Origin of the sequence: Metabacillus litoralis, from assembly GCF_020524045.1 — a bacterium.
GTDB classification, from domain to species: domain Bacteria; phylum Bacillota; class Bacilli; order Bacillales; family Bacillaceae; genus Metabacillus; species Metabacillus litoralis_C.
In genome coordinates, this window is sequence record NZ_JAIVKL010000006.1 from 294549 (window position 1) to 320994 (window position 26446).

Annotated in this window: 17 protein-coding genes; 14 read left to right on the plus strand and 3 right to left on the minus strand. The window is 35.2% G+C overall.

Translation table 11 applies throughout. The annotated features are described in order from the left end of the window. The first annotated feature begins 65 nt into the window (after nt 1–65). From LC076_RS24370 to LC076_RS11970, 3 genes are all read left to right on the plus strand, one after another. On the plus strand, nt 66–1835 hold the full coding sequence (locus LC076_RS24370) for a methyl-accepting chemotaxis protein (RefSeq protein ID WP_226669247.1): 1770 nt from the start codon (nt 66–68) through the stop codon (nt 1833–1835). Between the two features lie 140 nt (nt 1836–1975). Beyond that, nucleotides 1976–2578, plus strand: coding sequence for a YesL family protein (locus tag LC076_RS11965; RefSeq protein ID WP_226669251.1), 603 nt, complete (start codon nt 1976–1978; stop codon nt 2576–2578). A gap of 543 nt (nt 2579–3121) precedes the next feature. Further along, complete coding sequence (locus LC076_RS11970; protein ID WP_226669253.1) at nt 3122–6172, plus strand: carbohydrate-binding domain-containing protein; 3051 nt, start codon at nt 3122–3124, stop codon at nt 6170–6172. A gap of 316 nt (nt 6173–6488) precedes the next feature. Here the strand turns inward: LC076_RS11970 and LC076_RS11975 are convergent, their stop codons facing one another. Then, nucleotides 6489–7040: a DUF2529 domain-containing protein gene (locus LC076_RS11975; protein ID WP_226669256.1), complete on the minus strand. Its 552-nt coding sequence runs from the start codon at nt 7038–7040 to the stop codon at nt 6489–6491. 496 nt (nt 7041–7536) lie between these two features. On the opposite strand from LC076_RS11975, the gene LC076_RS11980 reads away from it, so the two are divergent. The 10 genes from LC076_RS11980 to LC076_RS12025 all read left to right on the plus strand — a co-directional run bounded on the left by LC076_RS11980 (nt 7537) and on the right by LC076_RS12025 (nt 24080). Beyond that, entirely contained in the window at nt 7537–7911 is a 375-nt protein-coding gene (locus tag LC076_RS11980) for a response regulator (RefSeq protein ID WP_226669259.1), read from the plus strand. 178 nt (nt 7912–8089) lie between these two features. Beyond that, a complete protein-coding gene (locus tag LC076_RS11985; protein WP_226669262.1) occupies nt 8090–8947 on the plus strand; it encodes a class II fructose-bisphosphate aldolase in 858 nt (285 codons plus the stop codon). Nucleotides 8948–9861: 914 nt separating this feature from the next. Then, the gene (locus LC076_RS11990) at nt 9862–11151 is read left to right on the plus strand and encodes a UDP-N-acetylglucosamine 1-carboxyvinyltransferase (RefSeq protein WP_226669265.1); all 1290 of its coding nucleotides are present in this window, start codon (nt 9862–9864) and stop codon (nt 11149–11151) included. 404 nt (nt 11152–11555) lie between these two features. Next, on the plus strand, nt 11556–12827 hold the full coding sequence (gene rho / locus LC076_RS11995) for a transcription termination factor Rho (protein ID WP_226669268.1): 1272 nt from the start codon (nt 11556–11558) through the stop codon (nt 12825–12827). A 474-nt stretch (nt 12828–13301) separates the two neighbouring features. After that, on the plus strand, nt 13302–13514 hold the full coding sequence (gene rpmE / locus LC076_RS12000) for a 50S ribosomal protein L31 (RefSeq protein WP_204955038.1): 213 nt from the start codon (nt 13302–13304) through the stop codon (nt 13512–13514). A gap of 226 nt (nt 13515–13740) precedes the next feature. Continuing rightward, nucleotides 13741–14370, plus strand: a complete 630-nt coding sequence (locus LC076_RS12005) for a thymidine kinase (protein ID WP_226669271.1) — start codon at nt 13741–13743, stop codon at nt 14368–14370. A gap of 947 nt (nt 14371–15317) precedes the next feature. Next, nucleotides 15318–21839, plus strand: coding sequence for a lamin tail domain-containing protein (locus LC076_RS12010; protein WP_226669275.1), 6522 nt, complete (start codon nt 15318–15320; stop codon nt 21837–21839). Between the two features lie 527 nt (nt 21840–22366). Continuing rightward, nucleotides 22367–22948 carry a TetR/AcrR family transcriptional regulator gene (locus LC076_RS12015; protein ID WP_226669277.1) on the plus strand — a complete coding sequence of 194 codons (582 nt, stop codon included), beginning with the start codon at nt 22367–22369 and terminating at the stop codon, nt 22946–22948. A gap of 21 nt (nt 22949–22969) precedes the next feature. Then, on the plus strand, nt 22970–23389 hold the full coding sequence (locus tag LC076_RS12020) for a DUF3995 domain-containing protein (protein WP_226669282.1): 420 nt from the start codon (nt 22970–22972) through the stop codon (nt 23387–23389). A 259-nt stretch (nt 23390–23648) separates the two neighbouring features. Then, complete coding sequence (locus tag LC076_RS12025; RefSeq protein ID WP_226669286.1) at nt 23649–24080, plus strand: hypothetical protein; 432 nt, start codon at nt 23649–23651, stop codon at nt 24078–24080. Between the two features lie 20 nt (nt 24081–24100). Here the strand turns inward: LC076_RS12025 and LC076_RS12030 are convergent, their stop codons facing one another. Next, complete coding sequence (locus LC076_RS12030) at nt 24101–24622, minus strand: MerR family transcriptional regulator (protein ID WP_226669289.1); 522 nt, start codon at nt 24620–24622, stop codon at nt 24101–24103. A 207-nt stretch (nt 24623–24829) separates the two neighbouring features. Continuing rightward, complete coding sequence (locus tag LC076_RS12035) at nt 24830–25216, minus strand: VOC family protein (protein ID WP_226669292.1); 387 nt, start codon at nt 25214–25216, stop codon at nt 24830–24832. 158 nt (nt 25217–25374) lie between these two features. Here LC076_RS12035 and prfA point away from each other — a divergent pair, with 158 nt between their 5' ends. Beyond that, nucleotides 25375–26445, plus strand: a complete 1071-nt coding sequence (gene prfA / locus LC076_RS12040) for a peptide chain release factor 1 (protein WP_226669295.1) — start codon at nt 25375–25377, stop codon at nt 26443–26445. Nucleotide 26446: the final 1 nt, after the last annotated feature.

Here is a 26446-nt window from a genome sequence, read left to right on the forward strand (position 1 = left end):
TAGGGTGAGTGAAAGATAGGTTGGCTTTTCATTTGTAGTGCAAGCACATCGGGGGAGGGATTGTTGTGAGAGAGCGTTGGGGTAAATTAAAACAAATCATACAGAATAAGAGAGAAAAGTATGAGGGAAATACTTATAGATTTACTGTTGGAAGAAAAATATTTATTGTATTTGCTATTATTTTTATTTTAATTGCAGGATTTAGCTTTTCAGCTTTAAATGGAATGAATTCAATTAATAAGAAATCAACTGAAGTGGAAGAAACGTGGCTTCCTACAGTTGAGAGGTTAGGAGAAATGCGCTATCTTGTTGAACAAGTAGTGGCATTTCAATTATTTTACGCATCAGCAGAAACAATCGGTGAGTTGAATGATTTTGATAGTAGGTTTGAAGAGATTTTCACTCGATTAGATGAATTATTTGCAGAATATGAAAAGGTGTTAACTTCAGCTGAAGAAAAACAAGTGTATAATGATTTTAAAGCTGAATGGAGTAACTATCTTGAAGTACATGATGAAGTACTTACCTTATCTAGAGCAAATGATGATGATGCAGCAAGCACAATGATAAAAGCTTCTCGTCAACAAATAGAAGTAGTTGAAAGTCATATAAGTAAACTAGTTGAAATGAATCAAAAAAATGCAAGTGAAGCAACGGATCAAGGGAAAGAAATATTTGTAAACTCTATGACAATAACGATTGCTCTTATTGTTTTTGTATTAACTGCTGCAATTATTATGGGTATACTATTAGCAAGAAGTATTTCAAAACCAATTTCGGAAGTGTCGGCGAGTGTTAATCAGGTCGCACAAGGGAATTTAACATTAAAACCTATTGTTGTGAAGAACAAGGATGAAATTGGAACGTTAGCAAGTGATTTTAACAAAATGACAAATAATTTAAAGACGTTAATACTACAGGTAATGGAAAATTCAGAACAAGTTGCTTCAACTTCTGAACAACTTTCATTAAGTGCTGATCAGACGAAAAAAGCGACAGAGCAAATTGAATTTGTGATTAAAGAAGTTGCTAGTGGTGCAGAAACACAAGTGAATCGTGCATCTGAAGCGAATCTTGCTGTATCGGAAATTTCAAAAGGCATGGAGCAGGCAGCATCATCTATTTTAGCTGTTTCAGATTTGACAGTTTCTACAAATAATAATGCACAAATGGGACAAGAAGTCGTTTCACAAACCATTAAACAAATGAATGAATTGGAAACCAAAGTCCACAATGCTTCGTCAGTTATTAATAATGTCGGGGAATTGTCTAAAGAAATTGGTCAAATCGTATCTTTAATTACTGGTGTAGCAGACCAAACAAACCTTTTAGCATTAAACGCAGCAATTGAAGCAGCAAGAGCAGGAGAACACGGTCGTGGATTTGCAGTCGTTGCCGATGAAGTAAGAAAGCTTTCTGAACAAACAGGTCAATCGGCAGAGAAAATTAAACATCTTATTCAAGACATGCAAGTAGAGGTAGAGAAAGCAGTAGAATCAATGACTGGTGGTATGAATGCAGTAGATCAAGGCATGATCATGGTTCGAAAAACGGGCAACTCTTTTGAAGAAATTGTGCACATGATTTCTGATGTATCTTCTCAATCACAAGAAGTTTCTGCCATTGTTGAGGAAGTAAATGCGAGTACTCAAAGTATGGTTGCATTAATCGAGGGAATTGCCAATATTTCTGTACAATCTGCTGGAAATTCCGATTCTGCGATAGTATCTGTTGTCCAACAAAATGCTACAATGAATGGGATCACCGTGTCATCTGAAGAATTAAGCAGCAAAGCTTCTGAATTGCAGGAACTTGTAAAAAAATTCAAGGTTTAACTGTTACAACGAATGTTTAATAAGAAAGAGCTGTTTTCTAAAGGCTATATTTGTAAAATTTGTTTGCTATTAGGAATCTAAAGGAAACAGCAAGTCTAAACAGAAGAAATAACGATTAAAGAAGAAAGAAGAAGGTTATTATGCGAGATAAAATTCAAAGAATACTAGAAATTTTAACAGCATTCTTTTTTCTAAACATGCTATGGATTCTTTTTTGTTTACCAATTCTAACGATCTTCCCTTCCACAATGACCATGTTTAGTATTGTGAGAAAGTGGAAGTTAAATGAAATTGATTATGAAGTAGGGAAATTGTTTGTATCAGAATTCAAAGAAAATGTTAGGCAATACTTTTTATTAGGTCTTGTTTGGTTAGCTTTTGGAATATTGCTTATAGTAGATTATTTTTTTATTATTACCATCCAGTTTGAAGCAAGAAATCTCCTTTTTGGTATTCTTTTTTTAGGCACATTTATTTATGTAGGTATGTCGTTATTTATCTTTGGAATTGCTGTGAATTTTAATCTTCCTAAAAAGACAATGATCAAGAATGCCTTTTTATATACAATTGGAAAATTAGGAACAACAGTATTAACGGTTATGATCTTGGTAAGTATGGTGATTATTTGTTATATTGTTCCTTATTTATTATGGATAATCGGCAGTATCACAGCATTTTTTATTTATACGACAATGAGTAATAGGAATCGAGCTTCTTGGGAAAAAGGTAGTAGTCAAAAGTAAGTGTCTTTTTCATGGATAGTAGCTTTCAAAATTCTTCAAAAAAGAGACTAGATGTAAGATTTAAGCTAATGATAACCCAAATTAACAGGTGATATTTCTATCAATCTTTCACCTGATAGTTTGGGTTTTTTTTGGTCTTTAATAGATTTTTTTGAATGTGCCTATTATTTAGTGGAATGGAGCGGAAGACAATCAACTGCTACCATTAAGATTTATTTGTCTTAATGGATGAAAAATTTATTGATATCCCAACCCCATTTTCATTTTGAGAAAGGGGTTTCCTATTAGGAAAAATACTTATCAGAAAATTTCAGTTTATTAAATAATATGCCTTTTATTTTATTTGAAAAACTAGTATAATTAAAAATGTTAGCGTTTACAATCTATTAGTAGCTTTCAAATACTATAAAAAGAGAGTAATTGCTTAAAATTACATAAGGGGGAGAAGGGGAACGGAGCTTTTTACTATCTATTAACGAAACCGTTTTCGTTAATTATAATCTTTTAGGAAATCGGTTTCCTAACAAACAAGGGGGAGTTAATTTGAAAAGAAAGATGCTGAAAAAGTTTACAGTTTTTATGATGATTTTTGGACTAATAGCTTCCATGCTTCCGTCTTTGGCAGCTGCTGAAGAATCTGATTATGGTAGTTTACTAGTTAATCCAGGTAAAAAACCATCACAAGCTGGGGCGTTAAAGCTTGCTGAAATAGATGGACAAAAAACACTTACTGATAGTAGTGGTGCACCAATTCAATTGCGTGGAATGAGTACTCATGGATTGCAATGGTTCCCAGAGATTATTAATGATAATGCATTTACAGCACTATCAGAGGATTGGGGTTCAAATTTAATTCGTCTGGCAATGTATGTTGGAGAAAATGGATATGCAACAAATCCAGATGTTAAGCAAAAGTTAATCGAAGGTATTGAACTTGCAATAAAGCATGATATGTATGTCATTGTTGACTGGCATGTTCATGCACCTGGAGATCCTAACGCTGAAGTTTATAGTGGAGCGTTGGACTTCTTTGATGAAATTTCAACTAAATATAAAGATGTTCCAAATATTATTTATGAAGTAGCTAATGAACCAAGTAGTAATAGCAATGGTGGTAATGGAGTAACGAATGATGAAGCCGGATGGCAAGCGGTAAAATCGTATGCTGAGCCTATTATTAAAAAAATCCGTGAAAATGGCGCAGAAAACATTGTTATTGTTGGAAGTCCAAACTGGAGTCAACGCCCTGACCTAGCGGCAGATAATCCAATTGATGATAACAACACAATGTATACAGTTCATTTCTATACAGGCTCACATCCGTCAGCAACTGATAGCAGTGATCGTGAAAATGTAATGAGTAATGCAAGATATGCTCTTGAAAATGGAGTAGCTGTTTTTTCAACAGAATGGGGAACAAGTGAGGCTAATGGGAACAATGGTCCTTATTTGGACGAAGCTGATGAATGGATTAATTTCTTAAATGAAAATAATATTAGTTGGTCAAATTGGTCTTTAACAAATAAAAATGAAACATCGGCAGCGTTCACACCATTTCAACTAGGAAAATCAGTTGCAACTGATCTTGATCCAGGTGCTGACAAAGTGTGGGCACCAGAAGAGTTGAGTATTTCTGGTGAGTATGTACGAGCTCGAATTAAAGGTGTTTCATATGAACCAATCGATCGTACTAAGTTCTCAGAAGTATTATGGGATTTTAATGATGGAACATCACAAGGATTTGGAGTTAATGGTGATAGCCCTGTAAAGGATATTACTACTACTAATCAAGGTGATGCACTTGAAATTTCAGGTTTATCTGCTAGTAAGGATATTTCTGAAGGTAATTATTGGGCCAATGTACGACTCTCAGCAGATGCTTGGGGTAAATCTGTTGATATATTAGGAGCAGAAACGCTAACTATGGATGTCATTGTTGATCAACCAACAACTGTTTCTATTGCTGCAATAACACAAGGCCCATCAGCACCATGGGTAAACCCTGCACGTGCAATTCAAGTGAATAGTGAGGATTTTGTGGCATATGGTGACAGATATAAAGCGGTATTAACGATAACAAAAGAAGATGCCCCTGCACTTGCGGCTATTGGAGAAAGTGCTGACAATAGCACAATGAACAATCTTATTCTTTTTGTAGGTGCTGAAAATACGGATAGTATTTCTCTAGATAATATAACAGTAACAGGCACAATCACTGAAGTTGAGGTAATAAATGATCCTGAAGGCTTAGCAACACTTCCTTCTACATTTGAAGATGATACACGTCAAGGTTGGAAATGGAGTGGAGATTCAGGTGTTAAGACAGCATTAACGATTCAAGAAGCAAATGGATCAAAAGCTCTTTCATGGGATTTTGCTTATCCAGATGTTAAACCTTCAGATAATTGGGCATCTGCTCCACGTTTAGATTTCTGGATGGATCCATTAGCACGCGGTGATAATGATTATGTTGCATTTGATCTTTATATGGATCCAATACGTGCATCAGAAGGTGCCATCGAGGTTAACTTAGTTTTCCAACCAGAAGCTCTTGGTTATTGGGCGCAAGCACCAAGCACATTTGAGATCAATTTAGAAGAACTAGACTCTGCAAAGAAAACATCTGATGGCTTATATCATTTTGAAGCTAAAATAGATGTGAGTTCTATCGAAAACTTACAAGATGATACATTGCTTCGCAATATGCTACTGATTTTCGCTGATGTTGAAAGCGACTTTGGTGGAACAATGTATGTTGATAATGTGAGATTTGAAAAAGCTGATCCAGACACAGGTGGGGAAACACCAGTACCAAATCCAGGAGATGGAGAAACTCCAGCAGATCCAGATAAAGTAATTGAAGAAATGTTTGATGTTGATGGTCTTGTGTATTCTGTGAAGAATTCTGCAAAAACAACAACAATCTCTCAAGAGGTTTTAGATCAATTACCTTTAGATTCGAAGATTGAATTAACCTATGAATCAACAAAAGTTCAAGTACCTGTTGAAATCTTAAAGGTAGGAAAAGGCATCACATTTGATTTTGGTGAAGTATCAGCATCAATTGAAAAGAAATCTGGAGCGATTAGTAAATTGTATGACTTTACAATCGTTGATGAAGATGGAACGAAAATTAGTAACTTCGGTAAAAATAAGGTGACGTTAATCTATACACTTGAACCAAGTGATGTGAAAAATTGGGACAACCTTAAGGTATTCCTTTTAGATCATGATGGTAATATACAAGGTAATGAAGATATTGAAACGAAATTTAATAAAGAAACGAACGAAGTAACAGCTTCTGTTCCTCACTTTAGTATCTATGGTGTGTTTGAATTAGCTGCAACAACTCCACCTGTTGAGCCAGGAGAGCCAGAAACACCGGCACCAGGTTCAGATGAAGAAGTTGACACACCTTCTTCAGATCCAGAAAAAGAAGAGGAAGTACCTACAGTCGAAAAAGTTAGTTCTGGTAAAGAACTACCTAATACGGCTACAAGCTCGTACACGAACCTATTAATCGGTAGCTTATTGTTACTTGCTGGAATAGTGGGATACTTGGTGATGAAAAGAAGAGTAAGTGTAGAAAAATAGAAACAAGTAACATTTTAAAGTAAAGAGGCTGGGACAAAACTTAGTTATTAACAAAAATTTCGAACAAGGTAGTAGCTTAGCGGATGAAATATACGTAGACTCCTGCTTCCCGCGGAAAGCGAAGTATATTTCAGGAGCGACGTAACTACACCTACCACCATTGTTCGGTTCCTAATTTGTTAAAATACTTTTGTCTCAGTTTTCTTATTGTTTTAAAACATGTGTAAAGCTTTTGGATTTATGATACTAAGAATTTCATTGTTGGCCAATTTTAAGAGGCTTTTGCTTTTCACACAGGTTTGCGAAAATGAAAAGCTCAATAATCATCATCTTCATTTTCATTTTCATTCAAAATTTCCTTCATTGTAAAGCTTAGTGCATAATAAACATAAAGTGCTGTCATCATTGCAGGGTAACCATATCTTTCTCCATCATCACCAGGGATTAGTGGTTGACGCAGCTTTGAATCAATATGTAGATCTGTATATTGATTTAAACTTGATTCTGCATTTTTTATTAAAGCAGAAACGCCGACTGTTTGGATTCCCTTTTCAGAAAGTTGCTTTGCGCATGAAATGGCTTCTTCATCAGTGGAACGGTATGAAAAGAGTAGGACCCGATCTTCTGGAGTAATGTCTCTTATTACACCTTTATCATCCAATAGTGATTTTGTTCTTGTTAAAGCTTCAGAACCGTTTAACGCCTCTAAAACAACTCCGTGTAGCTCTTTATGTCCGTAGATATAAATCTTTCCGTCTCCTACTAAAGCTTGAGCTAGAAGTCTAGCGCTATCTTCTATATTCATTTCTTCTTGTTCTAGTATTCGATTAAAATGCCCTGTAAGTTGTGTTGTGAAAATCTTCATCATCGTAAGCGAAATCTCCTTTCATTTCAACTGCTATTCGTATTATAACGAAATGAAACAAAATCTAAAAGAATCAACGTCATCGAAAGGCTTTTACCGCGGAATTACGTTAGCTAATGTGGTATTCTAAAGAAGCATTTGAGGATAAAATCCGACATTTCGAGCAGAAATTGTCGACAAAAGAATAAGGAAGAATGCAGGAAATAAAATGTAAAAGCAGAATTATTAGAAAGACGAAATACCTTTTATTATTTCTATAAAGTAATAAAGTGGAGATTCATTGATAATAATGGACGTCATTCGTTCGATTTTCTTTGAAATGGAAAAATGAATTTGTCTGCTTTACTCACTTATTTTATATAAGTATTCATTTTTATTAAGTGAACTTTTCTAATCATTATCATTATAGAGAAGGTATCTCATTTTTTGAGAAGTTACCAAGTTACTCTGTTCCTAGACTCTAGCTCAAACTACAAAAAAATAAGAGGTGTAATGAAAAATGTTAAAAGAAAAAATATTAATTGTAGATGATCAATACGGTATTCGTATTTTATTAAATGAAGTTTTCCAAAAAGAAGGATATCAAACATTTCAAGCTGCAAACGGCTTTCAAGCTTTAGAAATCGTTGAAAAACACTCCCCTGATTTAGTTTTATTAGATATGAAAATTCCTGGAATGGATGGAATTGAAATATTAAAAAGAATGAGAGTCGTTGATCAGGATATCCGTGTGATTATTATGACTGCATATGGTGAATTAGATATGATACAAGAAGCGAAAGATTTAGGGGCGCTTACTCATTTTGCTAAACCATTTGACATTGATGAAATTCGTGGAGCTGTAAAGAAATATTTGCCAATTAGAACAAACTAGTAACATTATATTACCCAAATATCTGCTGAATTGTTGCCGTTTTCCGGGATTATTGGTATGCTAGTACATATGAAAAGTGATCATGCGGAATCTACATAGTCGTGATAAATTCTGGTCAAGCTAGGTATGATACTTTTCTGTATTAGAAAAATAAGGTTTCTTAGGAGGATTTTTCGACATGCCTTTAGTTTCAATGACAGAAATGCTGAACACAGCAAAAGACAAGGGATATGCAGTAGGACAATTTAACTTAAACAATCTTGAGTTTACTCAAGCAATCCTACAAGCAGCTGAAGAAGAAAAATCACCAGTAATTCTTGGTGTATCTGAAGGTGCTGCTCGTTACATGGGTGGTTTCACAACAGTTGTTAAAATGGTAGAAGGTTTAATGGAAGATTACAAAACAACAGTACCTGTTGCTATCCACTTAGACCATGGTTCAAGCTATGACAAATGTAAAGAAGCAATTGATGCTGGATTTACATCTGTTATGATTGATGCTTCTCATCACCCATTTGAAGAGAATATCGAAACAACGAAGCAAGTTGTTGAATATGCTCATTCTAAAGGTGTTTCTGTAGAAGCTGAGTTAGGAACAGTTGGTGGACAAGAAGATGACGTTATTGCAGAAGGCGTAATCTACGCTGATCCTCAAGAATGTGCTGAACTTGTTAAACGTACTGGTATCGATTGCCTAGCACCTGCACTTGGATCTGTTCACGGACCATACAAAGGTGAGCCTAACTTAGGATTCAAAGAAATGGAAGAAATTGCTAACCTTACTGGTATGCCATTAGTACTTCACGGTGGTACTGGAATTCCAACAAAAGATATCCAAAAATCAGTATCTTTTGGTACAGCTAAAATCAACGTTAACACTGAAAACCAAATTGCATCTGCTAAAGCAGTTCGCGAAGTGTTAGCTGAAAAGCCAAACGAATATGATCCTCGTAAATATATGGGACCAGCTCGTGACGCAATTAAAGCTACAGTTATCGGTAAAATGCGTGAATTTGGTTCTTCAAACCAAGCTTAATTGATTAACATTGCCGCCTTTGTCGAAAAAGGCGGTAATATTCAGAATATAAAGAAAGCGCTATCAAAATATGTCGAAACACCTCGAACCTTGTTATACACTAGCTGACCACGTTTAATAGAATAATAGAAAACGGACTAGCCTATGCTTGTCCGTTTTGAAATTTCAGCTTAGTAATTGAAATATGCCTTTCATGTGAAGAGGGAGTATGACATACTCTTATACTTACCACTATAAATGATCTAGTCTCCTATAAATCAAAAAAATCCAATTGGTATGATAAAACTTATCGTAAAACGTTGTTGTCCTGCTTAATAGATGGTTTAATAATAAGAGAGGCTTTTTGATTACAATGTGATATCATTAACGAAATTATATGATCCAAATGAATAGTCCTCCGTTTAATTAGCTCTTAAGGTTAAGATATTTTAAAATGGTACAAATTTAGTTTTCGTACATTCGCATTTTCTTTTATAAACTTTATGACAAAGATATGTATTGACGATGCTTTAAAAGGAAATAAAAGAGATAAACAGCTTGTTTGATTTTTGTATCACTAGTAGTTGAACCTAGTTGATTTAAGAAGTGAAAATACTTGGTGTCTAGTTTTAGCCGCCGTAGGCTAGAAAATAGGTGTTTATCCGTTAAGGAAAGAAGCGCCTTCTGTTCCTATTAGCCTTATGCATGTCATCTGTTGCTTATCTTGATATAACGATACAAGCAGAACGGTATTTCTAATTTTATTTTAAATAAAAATTTGTTGACAAGTGATGTTTTATTCGGAAAACATGATGGTTTAAAAAGTAGAAGCATGTTTCGTGTCATTCCATTACATAAAGATGTGAAAAATTAACGAAATAGCTCACCCTCAATGTTCCTTCCGCAAAGTCAACTTCATTAGAAGGGAGACTATTATGGAAAAATTAAAAATAGCTGGTGGAGATTTACTTAAAGGTACAGTAAATATTAGTGGAGCAAAAAATAGTGCAGTAGCATTAATTCCTGCAACGATATTAGCAGAATCTCCTGTAATAATAGAAGGTCTACCGAATATTTCTGATGTAAATATCCTTGGTGATTTGTTAGAGGAGATTGGAGGTAAGGTAAAGTTAACCAACAATGAAATGATGGTTGATCCTTCCAATATGATCTCAATGCCTCTTCCAAACGGCAAAGTTAAAAAGCTTAGAGCATCTTATTACTTAATGGGTGCCATGTTAGGTCGATTTAAAAAGGCAGTCATTGGTTTACCTGGTGGTTGTCATCTAGGGCCACGTCCAATAGACCAGCATATAAAAGGGTTTGAAGCTCTAGGGGCGAAAGTAACGAATGAGCAAGGGGCAATCTATTTACGTGCAGATGAACTTAAGGGAGCACGAATTTATCTAGATGTTGTCAGTGTTGGAGCAACAATTAATATCATGCTTGCTGCTGTTTTAGCAAAAGGTAGAACAATTATTGAAAATGCAGCTAAAGAGCCTGAAATCATTGATGTTGCGACATTACTAACAAGCATGGGTGCAAAGATCAAAGGTGCTGGAACGGATGAAATCAGAATTGATGGTGTGGAGAAACTTAATGGTTGTCGCCACTCAATCATTCCTGATCGAATTGAAGCTGGTACTTACATGATTATAGGTGCTGCAATGGGCAAAGAAGTTATGATTGATAACGTGATTCCACTTCACTTAGAGTCTTTAATAGCAAAACTAAGAGAAACGGGTCTTCATATTGAAACAAGTAATGATCAAATATTAATTGTAGGTGGTCAAAAAGAGTTGAAATCAGTGGATATTAAAACTCTCGTTTATCCAGGTTTTCCTACTGATTTACAACAGCCTTTTACTTCTTTCTTAACAAAAACAACTGGTACAAGTGTTGTTACAGACACAATTTATTCTGCTCGATTTAAGCATATTGATGAATTGAGAAGAATGGGTGCTTCGATTAAAGTTGAAGGAAGATCTGCTATTGTTTCTGGTCCAACGATGTTGCAAGGAGCTAGGGTGAAAGCAAGTGATTTACGTGCTGGAGCGGCATTAGTTTGTGCAGGATTGATGGCAGATGGAGTAACTGAAATTACAGGACTAGAACATATTGATAGAGGGTATAGTCAGTTAGAGGAGAAACTAACAGGGCTCGGAGCAACAATCTGGCGTGAGAAATTAACTGAAAAAGAAATTGAACAATTACAAAATTCTTAAAAAAACTAAGTGAAATGCAGCCACTTGGGGGTATTTCCTCAAGTGGTTGATGATGAACTTATTTGTAGTGAGATAAGATTATAGAAAAATAACTTTGACTTAATCTCAATTTCTTCAAAAGAAAGCCTCAAACTTCTAATGTATTTTCCAAAAATGATTGATTAAAAGAGCAAAATAGGGTAAAAATAAAGAGTGCTGCATTGAACGAATAGCTGCAAAATCTACTTCAAGCTCACCTTCATTCCTTCTCTATCCTTATGTACTGGTTTTTATCTTCATTTGATTACAACATGTGAAACTTCAAATAAGCTGCTAACTAGACAAATTCTCATAGTTGAAATTGAGTTTGAAATTGATAATAGAAAATTTTATTAAAATTGAAAATGAAAAAGAGTGGTGTTTTTATGAATCAGGTTTCAATTTCTTCATTAGAACATTTGAAATTGAAAGAATTGTACGAACTTGCGCGTCAATATAAGGTATCATATTACAGCAAGTTAACGAAAAAAGAGTTAATATTTGCTATTTTGAAGGCAAATGCAGAACAAGAAGATCTTTTATTTATGGAAGGTGTTCTTGAAATTATTCAGTCTGAAGGCTTTGGTTTTCTAAGACCAATCAACTATTCTCCTAGCTCTGAGGATATTTATATTTCAGCTTCACAAATTCGACGTTTTGACTTAAGAAATGGTGACAAAGTTTCTGGTAAGGTTAGACCGCCAAAAGAAAATGAACGTTACTATGGCTTACTGCATGTGGAAGCTGTTAATGGTGAAGATCCTGAAACAGCAAAGGAACGAGTTCACTTCCCAGCACTAACTCCTCTATATCCAGATAGACAAATTTTTCTAGAAACAAAATCAAATAATTTATCTACAAGAATCATGGATCTTATTGCGCCAGTTGGATTTGGACAACGTGGTCTAATCGTTGCACCTCCTAAAGCAGGAAAAACAATGCTATTAAAAGAGATTGCAAATAGTGTGACAACAAATAATCCTGATGCAGAACTTATCGTATTATTAATCGATGAAAGACCAGAGGAAGTAACAGATATTGAGCGCTCTGTAGCTGGAGACGTTGTTAGCTCAACATTTGATGAAGTTCCTGAAAACCATATTAAAGTGGCAGAGCTAGTACTTGAGCGTGCAATGCGCCTTGTTGAACATAAGAAAGATGTTATTATCTTAATGGACAGTATTACTCGTTTAGCACGTGCTTATAACTTGGTTATCCCACCAAGTGGACGTACTTTATCTGGTGGTATTGATCCTGCAGCATTCCATCGTCCAAAGCGATTCTTCGGGGCAGCTCGTAATATTGAAGAGGGTGGAAGTTTAACCATTCTAGCTACTGCATTAATTGATACTGGATCACGTATGGACGATGTTATTTATGAAGAATTCAAAGGTACAGGTAATATGGAACTGCATCTTGATCGCTCTCTTGCTGAAAAACGTATTTTCCCTGCAATTGATATTCGTCGTTCTGGAACAAGAAAAGAAGAGCTTCTTATTCCTAAAGACCATTTAGAAAAACTATGGGCTATTCGTAAATCAATGACAGATTCTCCTGATTTTGTTGAAAAGTTCTTCAGAAAACTTCGTCAAACAAAATCAAATGAAGAATTCTTTAGTAACTTAGATGCTGAGATGAAGACTGCAAGAAATCGCTAGAATTGGTAGTGAAGGTTAGGGCTTCCTCAGCCATCTTGCCTTATGCTTGTCGGAGCTGAACAGGCGCTTTCGCTTTTCTATTGTCCAGCTACAGCGCCTAGCCCCTCGAGGTCAAAAGTCAATCTGCCGAGAAGGTTAAAGAACAACCTTCTAGCCAACTTGCCTTATGCTTGTCGGGGCTGAACAGGCGCTTTCGCTTTTCTATTGTCCAGCTACAGCGCCTAGCCCCTCGAGGTCATAAGTCAATCTGTCCAGAAGGTTAAAGAACAACCTTCTAGCCATCTTGCCTTATGCTTGTCGGAGCTGAACAGGCGCTTTCGCTTTTCTAGTAATATTTAACTTCAGCTTGCATTTGGTCTTGGCACTTGTTATAATTTGTTCATGTGCTTTTCTAGATTTGATTTGTCATTTGGACGAGTCAGCTAGATATCTAACTCTGTTTCAGATGATTCAGGGCGGAAGGAGATGAAAAGAATGAAAACAGCAATTCACCCAAACTTTAATAAGGTTATGGTTAAATGTGCATGTGGTAACGAATTCGAAACTGGTTCTACTAACAAAGAGATCCGTGTTGAGGTTTGTTCTGAGTGCCACCCATTCTACACAGGACGTCAGAAATTTGCGGATGCAGGTGGACGTGTAGATAAATTCAACAAAAAATACGGCATTAAGTCACAACAACAATAATGCTTCTTTCAAACAGGCAAGACGAAACTGCTCTTGCCTGTTTTTTCACGCCTATTTTACCAATTTAAGCATATCCTACATAGTATCGTAGGCTATTTTTGACAAACATTATCATGTGTTCCATGTTCATATAAAACAAAAAAAGATATAAGTGATTGTACCTTTGTAAGTGGTACGATCAAATGACTCCGTGAAGTGAAGAAAACGACGAAGGGAGAGCCGTTTCATGTATATAATGAAGCAAAGTGGTTGGCTTGAAGTCATCTGTGGTAGTATGTTTTCGGGTAAATCAGAGGAACTCATTCGTAGAGTTCGACGTGCTCAGTTTGCAAAACAAGAGGTTAAGGTTTTTAAACCAGTGATTGATAATCGCTATAGTGAAGAAGAGGTAGTTTCACATAATGGAACGGCTATTATATGTAAGCCTGTTGCTTCATCTATAGAAATTTTAGAATATATTTCTGATAAAACTGATGTGATTGCTGTTGATGAAGTTCAGTTTTTTGATGAAAATATTGTGGATGTACTAACATTGCTAGCAAATCAAGGGTATCGTGTGATTGCTGCTGGGCTAGATCAAGATTTTAGAGGAGAGCCTTTTAGTGTTGTTCCAGGGTTAATGGCTATTGCTGAATCAGTGACGAAGCTACAGGCGGTTTGTTCAGTGTGTGGATCTCCGGCTAGTCGTACGCAAAGGTTAATCAATGAAAAGCCGGCGTCATATCATGATCCGATTATTTTGGTTGGTGCGTCTGAATCGTATGAGCCGAGATGTAGACATCATCATGAGGTGCCAGGTTCTCCTGTAAAGGATTTTAAAAAAGAGGATAGTACTATAACGAAAAATAGTATTTAACATGAATGAGGTAGACTTATTGTTGGTCCTTTTAAAGGTGGAGAAGAGGACAAGCATATAAGTAACTAGAGTCGTTTATGTGCAGTGCAAACAATAACTATATTAAAAAGCTGTTGATTCGAGTTCAACAGCTTTTTTTATTTAGGCTTTCAAACCTTTATGTTTTACAACTAGTGTTGTGAAGGTTGATTTGCGCTACAGGTTGCTCGCTTTCCGCGGGGCGGGCGGTGAGCTTCCTCGGCGCATAGCGCCTGTGGGATCTCACCTGTCCCGCTGCACCCGCAGGAGTCTCGCACCTTCCGCTCCAATCAACCTTAAATAGTTTTGTTGTTTAAAACCTATTAAAAAATTGGGTTTAGTTTACTTGGAGCTCTCATCAAAAAGTTTAGAAGAGAAGTAATTAAAACACCTCATTGAATTTAACGCAGGATTATTCATATTGAACTGGACATATTTAAGATTGCGATCATACTCATCCCTATTTCTTTTCCTCTTTTTATATCAGTCATCCAGTTTCTGTTATAACATTCTATACAGTTTAACCATTCTTCTTCACAGCCTACATAGACAGAAACTTTAAAATAATACGATCAGTACATTAAAATAATCACTAATATGTGTTTATATTCAATCACTTTTTCGTTTCAATTTGTGAATTCAATATATATGAACCAATTAACTAATCCATTTCCCTCGTATCGTAATTTATATTTCCAGCTAGTTAAATTCTTTTATACTTCACATCTGTTTTTCAAATAGTTTCTCAAAAATTGTTACGACTTGTAAGTTGCTGTCTCTTCAATATAACATCCTCGACCTCATAAACTTTACAATCCCTTAACAATGTATAGAAAAATTTATAAATATTTACATCCTGTTTAAATTCAGTTTACATCGTTGAATTAGAATTAACGTGAACTAGATTACTAGATTTTAAGGAGGATGTCATGAGCGGAAGAGCGGTACGTAGAAAGTGTAAAAAATTGTTTATTTTTGTAAGTTTAGTTATGATTGTTTTTTCTAATTTTATATCAGTACTTCCAATGAAGAAAGTTTCTGCGGTGGAGAGTCTAAATCAATCTAATATACTGAGCATTGAGGAAACAAAAGATAATGATAAAGTAGATGAAGATATAGAAAGCATATCTGAAGATTCTGCAGATCAAGTAGAACCTGAAGAAAGTGTGGATGCTAACGTTTCTGAAGAGGAAATGAAAGAAGATCCTCAAGAAGAAGCTAAGATAATAGAAACAGAGAAAGCTGAGCAACAGACAGAGAACCCACAAGACACATCAAAGACTCCGACAACTGAAACTGAAACATTACCTACTCCACAAGAAGAAAGCACAAAAGAAACAACTCCTATTCAAGCTGAAGATCCTACTAATAATGTAGAAGAAGATTTTAATCGTTTTTCACCTATTTTAATTACTGAAATAACTCCTAACTCAAAGGGAACAGATAATTATGAGTACTTTGAGCTATATAATAATACAAATCAAAAATTATCTTTAACAAATTATTCTTTTGTTTATCACTACACAGATGGTAGTAAAGAGGATAAAGTATTTCAACTTCCAGCTACAGTGATGGAACCTCAAGAAACTCTTATATTTTGGTATAATCCTAAAAATCTATCATTAACAGATTTTAACAATCAATTTGGAACTAATTTAAAAAGTAATCAAGTGATCGAATTTACTGATGTTTTCCCAGGCTTTGCAAACGGTGGGAATCGCGCACTTATTATAAAGGATAAAAATAATTCTGAATTAGTATCAGCTAGCTATCTTGGGAATGAAGCTGATAATGCTACTGGCAGTGGAATTGATTATAAATACCCTGCTACTGGAACAATGATGGACAAGCTTCAGGTATTAGCATCACCAACACCTGGTGAAATTGATGCTGCTCAAGTTCCTGAAAAACCAGTAGAACAAGAGGAAGCTCCAGCAGAAGATACAGAAGCACCAGTTATTGACCATACACCTGTTAATGAAAGTAAAGCGTTCTCTGAATTGAACATTTCCGCTAAAGTCACAGATAATATGGCGGTCAATCCAGTTTCTATCCTTTATTATAAAAATCAAGAAGAAGCTGATTTTACAGCCATTCCAATGGTAGGTAATGGGGAAGATGCATCCATCGTATCGGCTACAATCCCTGGTAGTCATGTTAATTCTACGATTACATATTATCTTGAAGCATCTGACGGTATAAATGTGGCTAAAACAGATGAATACTCAATTTCAGTTGAATTACCTGAAGAGACGTTTAGTGAACAGCCATTATTAATTACTGAAATTTCACCTAACTCTGCAGGTGGTGGAACAGATTATTATGAGTTTTTTGAACTTTATAATAATACAACTCAACCATTAGCTCTAACGAATTATTCATTCATCTATAAGTATACAGATAGTGGAAAAGAAGTTGTTTTTCAAGTACCTCCTACGACAATTGAACCACAAGAGACGCTAGTATTTTGGTTCAACAATGGTACTCGGACAGTAGAGGATTTTAGTACAAATTTTGGTTCAGCATTAACAGCTGATCAAGTGATCGAATTTACAGATGTTTTCCCGGGCTTTGCAAATGGAGGAAATCGTGCCATTGTGATAAAAGATAGCATGAATTCAGAGGTCGTTTTTGCAAGCTATTTAGGAAATGAAAATGATAATACAGGTGCGGATATTCATTATATGTTCAAAGCTACAGGAACTGAAATGGAAAAATATCAAGTACTTGCAGCACCTAATCCAGGGTTCATTTTACCTGTTCAAGTACCAACAAAACCAATTGAACTTGAAGAAACTCCTAAGGATACAGAAGCGCCAGTTATCAATCATACGCCTGTGACTGAAAGTGATGCCTTTTCTACAATTACAATTGAAGCAGATATTACAGACAATATGGCTGTACCATTTTCTACGCTTTATTATAAAAAAGCTGGTGAGGAGAACTTTACTTCTTTATCAATGAATATGAGTGCTGATTCAGCTAAGTATTCTGCTACGATTCCTGGTTTGGATGTAGAAGAAAACATGATCTATTATATTGAGGCTGGAGATGGGACAAATACATCAACTACTGATGAATTTGTTATCACCGTTACTAAAGATGAAGTAGATTATGAAAAAATTCCGCAATTTTTAGTCACTGAAATCGTTCCTGATTCAACAAATGTTGGTTCAGCCGACGGATATGAATTTATTGAAGTCTATAATAATACAGATCAAGATATGAATTTTAAAGAATATAAGCTTCAATATCGTTATGGAAATGACCCAGCTAGTGATGTTGTATGGGCTTCTGTACCGGATGATGTTGTGATTCCATCTAAAGAAACACTTGTATTTTGGATTATTAATTCACAAAATGGTGAGAAAACAGTTGCTGATTTTAATGCAAACTATGGTTCAAATTTAGTGGAAAATCAGGATATTGTGAGAATTTATAGTGATGGAATGGCCAATGGTTCACCTAGAGGCCTTGTCGTTGCTACTAACACAAAAGAAGAAATCACAGTTTCTTACTACAACGATGTCGTGAATGTAGACGATACGGTTGCAGATAAAGGAATCGTTTACAAATATCCTGAAAACGGCTCAAAACAATCGGTGAAAATAAGTGCTGGTCTGCTTGACGCTACCCCAGGAGCTGTTGATGCAAACCAAGTACCAAAGAAACCTGTGCATGTTATTAGGGATAATGTACCTCCAACATTCGAAAATAAAACGAATATCACTGAAATACTGCAAACGGAAGATATAAAAATTTCCGCAGCAGCTTCAGATGATGTAGAAGTGAAATCAGTAAGATTGTTCTATCGTACAAATGATCAAGATGTTTATAATGAAGCGCTGTTAACGTTAGACTCTGAAACGCATTTATATGAAAATATGATTTATGCATCAGAGCTTATAGGCAAAGAATATGTTGAATATTTCTTTACTGTTTCTGATGGAACAAATGAAGTAAAAAGTGAAATCAATAAGATTATCATTAAAAGTATGAATGATACTTCAGATATTCGCTTAAACGTAAAGAACAAACAAGTTCTTTCAAAAACAAAAGTTTTAAAAGCTACTTCTAAAGAAGAAGAAGCAAAAGATGTAAAGCTATTTGTTGATAACGCTGAGTTAACAGAGAAAACGTACCATTCCTTAGAAACAGAAGCATATTTAGCACTTGAAGTGAATGGACTGAATACTTATTTCCAAAACGCAGTGACAATGGGTGATGATATCTTGTTCTTAATGGACAAAGACTGGTTATCACATTGGAAAACATTCACGATACCTGTTGAAGCAGATCGTTTACAGCTTGGTGAGAACATCCTTACTGTTCGAGCTGGTAATAAAGCTTCACCTTTTCAACTAGAAGAAGATGAAGAAAATCGAGATGACTATAATTTACGTAATGTGCGCTTAATATTAGCTGATGGCACGGTTTTAAGAGATCAAGATAAAAGTGATCCTACAAAGGTTTATGATATGGGTGATGATGGGACATTCCGTCCATTTGAAGACTTTACCTTTACGATTACAAAAGAGCATACAACTTCTCAAACGTATGCATGGAACACAACAACTGTGGAAGATGGAGAGCATATTGTAAAGGCTCAAGATTCAGATCAGGAGATTTCAAAAACGGTATTGGTTGATAATACAGCACCATCTGTTGAAACAACGATCATTGAAGGAAAAGAATATAAAGGAAGCTTTACAATTGATGCCGCTGTAACAGACGAGATAGCAGGTGTGAACACAGTTAAAGCGTTACTAGATGGTGAACAAATACAGCTACCGTTCAACACTGCATCATCTCAGCTAGAAGCTGGTGAACATCATCTTTCCATTTTAGCGACAGATCTAGCTGGAAATGAAGCGGAAAAGGTTGTCCAATTCTCTGTCACGAATGAGAATCCTTTTAAACCAGAGCTTATTTCTCCGACTGATGGTAGCTCTACACCTGTTACTGGTGATCCTAGATTAAAAGTAAAGGTTACAGATCCCTCAGGAGATGATTTAGATGTTAAATATTATCAAGGGTTTAAATATGATACAAGTAACACCAACAATGTAAAGGCATTTAAAAATTCGACCGACTTTGAACCACCACAAACGATGGTGCCAGAAGGAGAAGAAGCTTTTACAAATGAAGATAGATCAGCTGTATCAGAAAAAGATGGAACATATATGATCACTGACTCAAGTGAGAAGTTTCCTTATCACCGATTTGATGTTCAAGTGGATTCATCCATTGATGAAAATGATGAAATTGAGTTAACATGGAGCGGGAATTCTTTAGAGGGAAGAAAAGTATCCATGTACGCATGGAATCATAGTGAAGCGAAGTGGCAATTGATTACGTATAAAGTTGCAGGAGCAGAAGATTTTGAATTAAAAGGGTATGTTGAAGTTAGTAATTTTGTTAAAAATTCAAACATCAATGTATTGATTCAAGATGAAATCCCAAGTACTCCTAATGAATATGATTATACATTTGTGTGGATGTCTGATACTCAATATTATTCAGAAAGCTATCCTTACATTTTTGAAAGACAAACAAATTGGATTGCTGAAAAACAAGAAGAATTAAAGATTAAGTATGTTTTCCATACAGGAGATTTAGTTGATAACTTTGATCAGCAGCAAGAATGGAAATATGCTGATGAATATATGAAAGTTTTAGATGATAACAATGTTCCTTATGGTGTTTTAGCAGGAAATCATGATGTTAATCAACTATCAAATGACTACACTGAATATTATAAAAGGTTTGGTGCTGACAGATTTGAAGATAAACCATACTACGGAGAAACATATAAAAACAACCGTGGACATTATGACCTTATCTCAGAAAATGGAAATGATTTTATCATGGTATATATGGGCTGGGGAATTCAAGATGAAGATTTAGAATGGATCGATGATGTGTTAAAACAATATCCTGATCGCAAAGCGATTTTAAGTTTTCATGAATATTTACTCGTATCAGGAAATCGAAGTCCATTAGGAAATAAAATTTATGAAAAAGTCGTTGAACCAAATGAAAATGTAATTGCTGTTCTAAGCGGTCATTATCATGATTCTGAAACATTAATAAGTGAAATTGATGATGATAATGATGGTGTAACAGATCGTAAAGTCTATCAAATGCTAGGTGACTATCAAGGTGGTCCTGAAGGTGGCCAAGGCTATATGAAGCTTTTACATTTTGATCAAGATAATAATAGAATAATCGTCAATACCTATTCACCATATCTAGATGATTATAACTACTATGATCCTAGTGAGTATCCAGGGAAAGACGAAATGATCATTGATTTAGATCTTAGTGTAGATGAAAAAAGAGTAGCTACTGATTATTTTGCTGTAAATGTTAAAACAGATTCAGAAATCGGGAAAAAAGAAAATGTGCCAAGTGGTAGTGAAGCAGAGGTAACATGGACAGGCCTTACAGAGAATGGAACATATTCTTGGTATGCTGTTGCGGAAGATCAGTACACTGGAAAATCTTCATCTGATATCTGGACATTCACAAAAGGAAAAGATGAAACAACGAATCCAACAGATCCAGGAGAAAATCCAGAGCAACCAGGAGATGGAGATAACCCAGGCGAAAATCCAGAACAACCAGGAGATGGAGATAACCCAGGCGAAAATCCAGAACAACCAGGAGATGGAGATAATTCAGGAGAAAATCCAGAGCAACCAGGCAAAGGAGATAATCCAACAGAAGATCCTGAGCTTCCTGGCAAAGGGACGAACAAACCTGTTAAAGATGTATCTACCGAAAGTGAAAAAATAGCTGTTTTACTTCAAGCGGGAACAGCAACCATTTCAACTGGAGATTTAAAGCAACTATCAAACAATACAAAGGTTATTTTAGATCTTAAAAAGGAATATAACTTTAAAGTTCAATTAACAAAGCAACAAATTCAATTGCTAAAACAGAAACAACTAGTGCTTTCGATTCAAAACCAAGATATGAATGTATTCATTCCAGCTAAGAACTTACCTAATGGTGATGTTATTATTAGTGTTGAGCGAATGAAGGATATTCATGGATCCGTAAGTGCTGTGTATGATTTTAGTATTACTTCAGGTGATAAAGTTTATCATGAATTTCCACAAAATATGATCCTTGAATTTAAGGTGAAAGAAGACGTGGAAAATTCTGATAAGGTGAAAGTTTATTATTACAATGAAGAATTGAAAAAATGGGAGCTTGTTGGTGGACATTATAAAAATGGCGTAGTCACTGCATCAACGGATCATTTTAGTACATTTGCTGCTTTTGAAATGACAACAGATAATGACGCGGATAAAATGGATAGTCCAGAAAGTGGCTATCATTTACCAACCACAGGGACTAACATGTTTACTATTCTTCTTGGTGGGATGATTCTCTTTGTGATAGGAGCTGGATTTTCTCTTAACCAACGGAGAAAAGTAATATAGAAAATGTTTAAGCTATATATTGTTTTTTGCACGGTGCTTATGAGATTGAAAACTGAAAAAAGACATTAACTATATAAAAATCAAACTGATCGAAATTATATTGATCTCAGTCTGATAAAAAAACCTAAGGGCAGATAGATACGAAAAGGTATAAAGTTGTCGGTGGGCGACATACAAAAGTTGGAGACCAAATCACACGTGATTTGGTCTCTTCGCATTTTTCTAACTCTGTGTAAATTTGTAGATTTAATACGTGAATTAGCATACGAATTTTCAGCAAAAATAACACGCAAACATAGAGTGACATCATCTACAGCGTACTATTTTATGATGAAAAGCTGAAGCTAGACATTTATCCAGTACATGTTTCAATGAGGTAATAAAATGTTTAAAAGTTTGCAAACATTACCTTTGATTGATGAATTTTATAGTCTTCAGTGTAATTTAATTGTTAAAATAAGGTTTTAGTGTTAAAATGACTATAGTCAATATGTGACCAAGGTCACTATTAAGGAGGTGAAGAATTCATGTTAAGAGAAGAAAGAAAAAAGGAATTAAAAAAACAAATTTTTCTTAAATCAATTAAATTGTTTAAGGAGTATGGATATGACAATGTTACTGTTGAGAAAATCGCAACATCCTGTGGCATTGCAAAGGGGACATTTTTTAATTATTTCCCGAAGAAGGAACACCTATTACTGTACTTAGGCAATTCACAAAATGATTTTCTTCGTGAAATCATACAAAAATATCAGAATGTGAAAATTAAACAAAAGCTCCTACTCATCTTCAAGGATCTCTTATCTGTTTATCTAGAAAATTCAGACCTCTTAAAAATCACTTTATCTGAGACGATTCGTTCAGCATTAAAAGATGAATCAAGAAACATAAACTTATTTACAGAAACCCTAATTGCTCTGATGGAGGAAGCAAAAACAAATAAAGAAATAAATACTCGTTTCGAGTCAAGAGTGATCGCTTCTGTTCTAGTAGGAATCTATTTTAACACCTTAATAAATTGGTCTGTTAGTCAAGACATAAGTGATAATATTTTCCCTATTTTTCGAGAACAGTTTGAAATGATTTGGGAAGGCGTAGAACAGGATTAAAATAAGAGTGGAGGTATGTATATGCATCTATTTTTGGTTTATTCATCAGTTATAATCTTAGGTCTGGTAAGCGTGTTACATTTTTATTGGGTATTCGGTGGAACAAAGGGAATTCAAGCTGTTTTACCAGAAAAGAAAGAGGGGGAAGTTGCATTTACTCCAAAATGGATTGAAACGGTAATTGTTGCAGTTGGCATGATTGGTGTGGCCTTTATATTATTAGTACAGAACAACTTAATTTCCTTTTTTACACCAAATTCCTTTACGAAATGGTCAAGTATCATCCTTACCTTCATTTTTTTACTTAGATCTATTGGTGATTTCAAATACTTTGGTTTCTCCAAGAAAGTAAAAAACACTACTTTCTCTAAGTACGATACGCAACTATACACCCCTCTTTGCTTATTTTTAGGAATTATATTAATGACTTCTTGGTTATAAGTTTGGCTCTGTTAATGTATGGTAGTCGATTTCTGTTATAGGCATTCATTTCCCTAATGGCAAAATAAATTCTTTTTTCCTAGATCCAGGAGCCTCTTCTTAAGCTAAGCACCTGTGGAATTTTTTTGCAAGCTTCTCTGGATGGGCAGGAGTGAGTGTTATTAACCATATCTCTTTAAAACAACAAAGTATTTTAACCTCTTAATGCTCATGAAACAAATTTTATCCGGGCAACATAAAGCATAGGAGGTGTGGCAAAGTGAAGTGGTTACTTTTATCGATTTTCTCTTTATGTTTAACAGGCTGTCAACTGCAAGCGCGAGAAGGTTATGAGCCTCAAAAGGAAGATATTAATGGAACACGTTTGATGAAGGATGGCCATGCTACTTATGAAAATCAGGAATTAGATGATGAACAATATGTGCCAAATCAGAATCCGAATTTTATTGATTTAACAGAGTCTCGACCTGATCTAGGAACAGATCAAAACAAGCTAGAAGAGGCAATTATGGATGATGAGGAATTATCATTAGGATCTGTCATGATGTTTGGTAACAAAATTCATGTAAAGGTATATACAACAGAAGAACTTTCAAAGAAAGAAAAGAAACAAAAAGTAAAAGAGATTCATGAAAAAATGATCACAGCATTACCTAGATATCGAATTGATGTTGAATTAGATAAAAAATAAAGGGGCGCACAAGCCCCTTGTTAAAATCCAAGGATGGAGCTAATTAGGCTTTTTCTTCTTGATTTCTTTGGCGAAGGTATTTGATCGTAAACTAGTAATGGATCTTTAGTAATCGCTTTCTGATGTTGTCCGTTTTCTAGCTCTTCGATTCTTTTTTCAAGCTTTTGAATGGTTGCGGTAAACTCTTCCATTTCTCTTCGGTGCTGAAGAAGTTGATAAGAAACCACTTCATCTGCTTTGTTTCTGACTTTTCGCTCGATTTCATCGACTCGACTGTTTATTTCATCATATTTACTCTTATCCATTGCTGTTGTCATTATTTTTAGTGACCCCTTCCGAATGTTGTCTACAGTTTCAGGTTGATGAGGTGTTTGAAGTAGGGTTTGTTGTTGAATTTGCTTTAGTAAGGTAATATCTTCTTCAGAAAATTGATAATGTCCTAGCTCATTTTTTCCTAGCTCTATGTTATATTGACTTACCCATCTCATCAGTGTTCTCCTCGAAACCCCAAGTAACTTAGTAACAGTTGTTGTACTTTTCATTTTCTTTCCTCCTTAATAGTATAAGTACAGAATCAAACTGCTTATGCTATACATCATCCAAAGACAAACCAACAAACATCTTGAACTTCTATTTGTAGGTTTTCGACTCTTAATGCTAGTTACCTTCACGTTAGACAAAACAAGTATGTATTCGGCAAAGAAAGTGGATGTTTTACATATTATGAACCGTTATTGTCGAACTGTTTTTTACACTTCATATAATTCAAGTGGCAAACCATCTGGATCAGGGAAAAAGGTAAATCTTTTATTTGTGATAGGATCAATACGAATGTCTTCAACATTGACACCTTTTAGTGTTAGCTCGTCCACAGCTTGTTGAATGTTTTCTACTTGAAATGCCAAATGTCGTAAACCTACTGCTTCGGGATTTGTTGGTCGCTTTGGTGGATCAGGAAATGAAAATAACTCAATTTGATATGTGTCATTTACTTTTAGGTCTAACTTATAAGATTGGCGTTCCTCACGATATACTTCCGCGATAATGTCAAAATCGAGAATATTCGTATAAAAGTGTTTAGATACCTCATAATTAGAACAAATAATTGCTACATGATGAATTCTAGTAATGTTCATAATAATAACCTCATTTCTTTTGTGATATTTTTCAATAACAAGATAAATCTTAACTCATACTAATATAATATAAGCTAAATAACATGAATTTGCTTTTGACGCTTTATGTGACCTATACTATAATTATAATGTTATGCATGAAAATTGAGGTGACATGTATGTTAGATCGTTTAGAATCGGTAGAATATCGTTATGAAAAACTAAATCAGCTTTTAATGGATCCTGATATTATTAGTGATTCAAAAAAGCTGCGTGAATATTCAAAAGAACAATCCGATTTACAGGAAACAGTAGAAGTGTATCGTGAATATAAAGAAGTTCGTGAGCAAATTGCTGATACAAAATCAATGCTTGATGAAAAGCTTGATGCGGACATGCGTGAGATGGCTAAAGAAGAGCTATCAGAGTTAGAAGATCGAGAAGAAGAGTTAACAGCACGTCTTAAGATTCTTCTTGTACCAAAGGACCCTAATGACGACAAAAACGTTATTGTGGAAATCCGTGGTGCAGCTGGTGGAGATGAAGCTGCGTTATTTGCTTCAGATTTATATCGCATGTACAGCCGTTTTGCAGAAATGCAAGGCTGGAGAACAGAAGTAATGGAAGCAAATGCAACAGGTACTGGTGGTTATAAAGAAATTATCTTTATGATTAATGGTAAAGGTGCATATTCTAAGCTGAAGTTTGAAAACGGTGCCCACCGTGTTCAACGTGTTCCTGAAACAGAATCAGGTGGACGTATTCACACATCTACAGCAACAGTTGCTGTTCTTCCAGAAACAGAAGAAGTTGAAGTAGAGATTCACGAGAAAGATATTCGTACAGATACGTTTGCGTCAAGTGGACCAGGTGGACAAAGTGTTAATACAACAATGTCTGCCGTTCGTTTAACACATCTTCCTACAAATACAGTTGTATCTTGTCAGGATGAAAAATCACAAATTAAAAACAAAGAAAAAGCAATGAAGGTACTTCGTGCTCGTGTGTATGATAAATTTCAACGTGAAGCACAAGCAGAAATTGACCAAAACCGTAAGCTAGCAGTTGGTACAGGTGACCGTTCTGAGCGAATTAGAACATATAACTTCCCGCAAAACCGTGTGACAGACCACAGAATTGGTTTAACAATTCAAAAGCTTGATCAAATTCTAGAAGGAAAGCTTGATGAAGTTGTGGAAACGTTAATCGTTGAAGATCAATCAAGCCGACTTCAAGATGCGGAAGAGTAAA

Excerpts from the sequence above, each read along its gene's own strand:
- LC076_RS11990 (WP_226669265.1), top strand. The coding sequence starts at position 9,862 with ATGGAAAAATTAAAAATAGCTGGTGGAGATTTACTTAAAGGTACAGTA.
- LC076_RS12015 (WP_226669277.1), top strand. The coding sequence starts at position 22,367 with ATGTTAAGAGAAGAAAGAAAAAAGGAATTAAAAAAACAAATTTTTCTT.
- LC076_RS12005 (WP_226669271.1), top strand. The coding sequence starts at position 13,741 with ATGTATATAATGAAGCAAAGTGGTTGGCTTGAAGTCATCTGTGGTAGT.
- rho (WP_226669268.1), top strand. The coding sequence starts at position 11,556 with ATGAATCAGGTTTCAATTTCTTCATTAGAACATTTGAAATTGAAAGAA.
- rpmE (WP_204955038.1), top strand. The coding sequence starts at position 13,302 with ATGAAAACAGCAATTCACCCAAACTTTAATAAGGTTATGGTTAAATGT.
- LC076_RS12010 (WP_226669275.1), top strand. The coding sequence starts at position 15,318 with ATGAGCGGAAGAGCGGTACGTAGAAAGTGTAAAAAATTGTTTATTTTT.
- LC076_RS11965 (WP_226669251.1), top strand. The coding sequence starts at position 1,976 with ATGCGAGATAAAATTCAAAGAATACTAGAAATTTTAACAGCATTCTTT.
- LC076_RS11980 (WP_226669259.1), top strand. The coding sequence starts at position 7,537 with ATGTTAAAAGAAAAAATATTAATTGTAGATGATCAATACGGTATTCGT.
- LC076_RS11985 (WP_226669262.1), top strand. The coding sequence starts at position 8,090 with ATGCCTTTAGTTTCAATGACAGAAATGCTGAACACAGCAAAAGACAAG.
- LC076_RS12035 (WP_226669292.1), bottom strand. The coding sequence starts at position 25,216 with ATGAACATTACTAGAATTCATCATGTAGCAATTATTTGTTCTAATTAT.
- LC076_RS11975 (WP_226669256.1), bottom strand. The coding sequence starts at position 7,040 with ATGATGAAGATTTTCACAACACAACTTACAGGGCATTTTAATCGAATA.
- prfA (WP_226669295.1), top strand. The coding sequence starts at position 25,375 with ATGTTAGATCGTTTAGAATCGGTAGAATATCGTTATGAAAAACTAAAT.
- LC076_RS12020 (WP_226669282.1), top strand. The coding sequence starts at position 22,970 with ATGCATCTATTTTTGGTTTATTCATCAGTTATAATCTTAGGTCTGGTA.
- LC076_RS12030 (WP_226669289.1), bottom strand. The coding sequence starts at position 24,622 with ATGAAAAGTACAACAACTGTTACTAAGTTACTTGGGGTTTCGAGGAGA.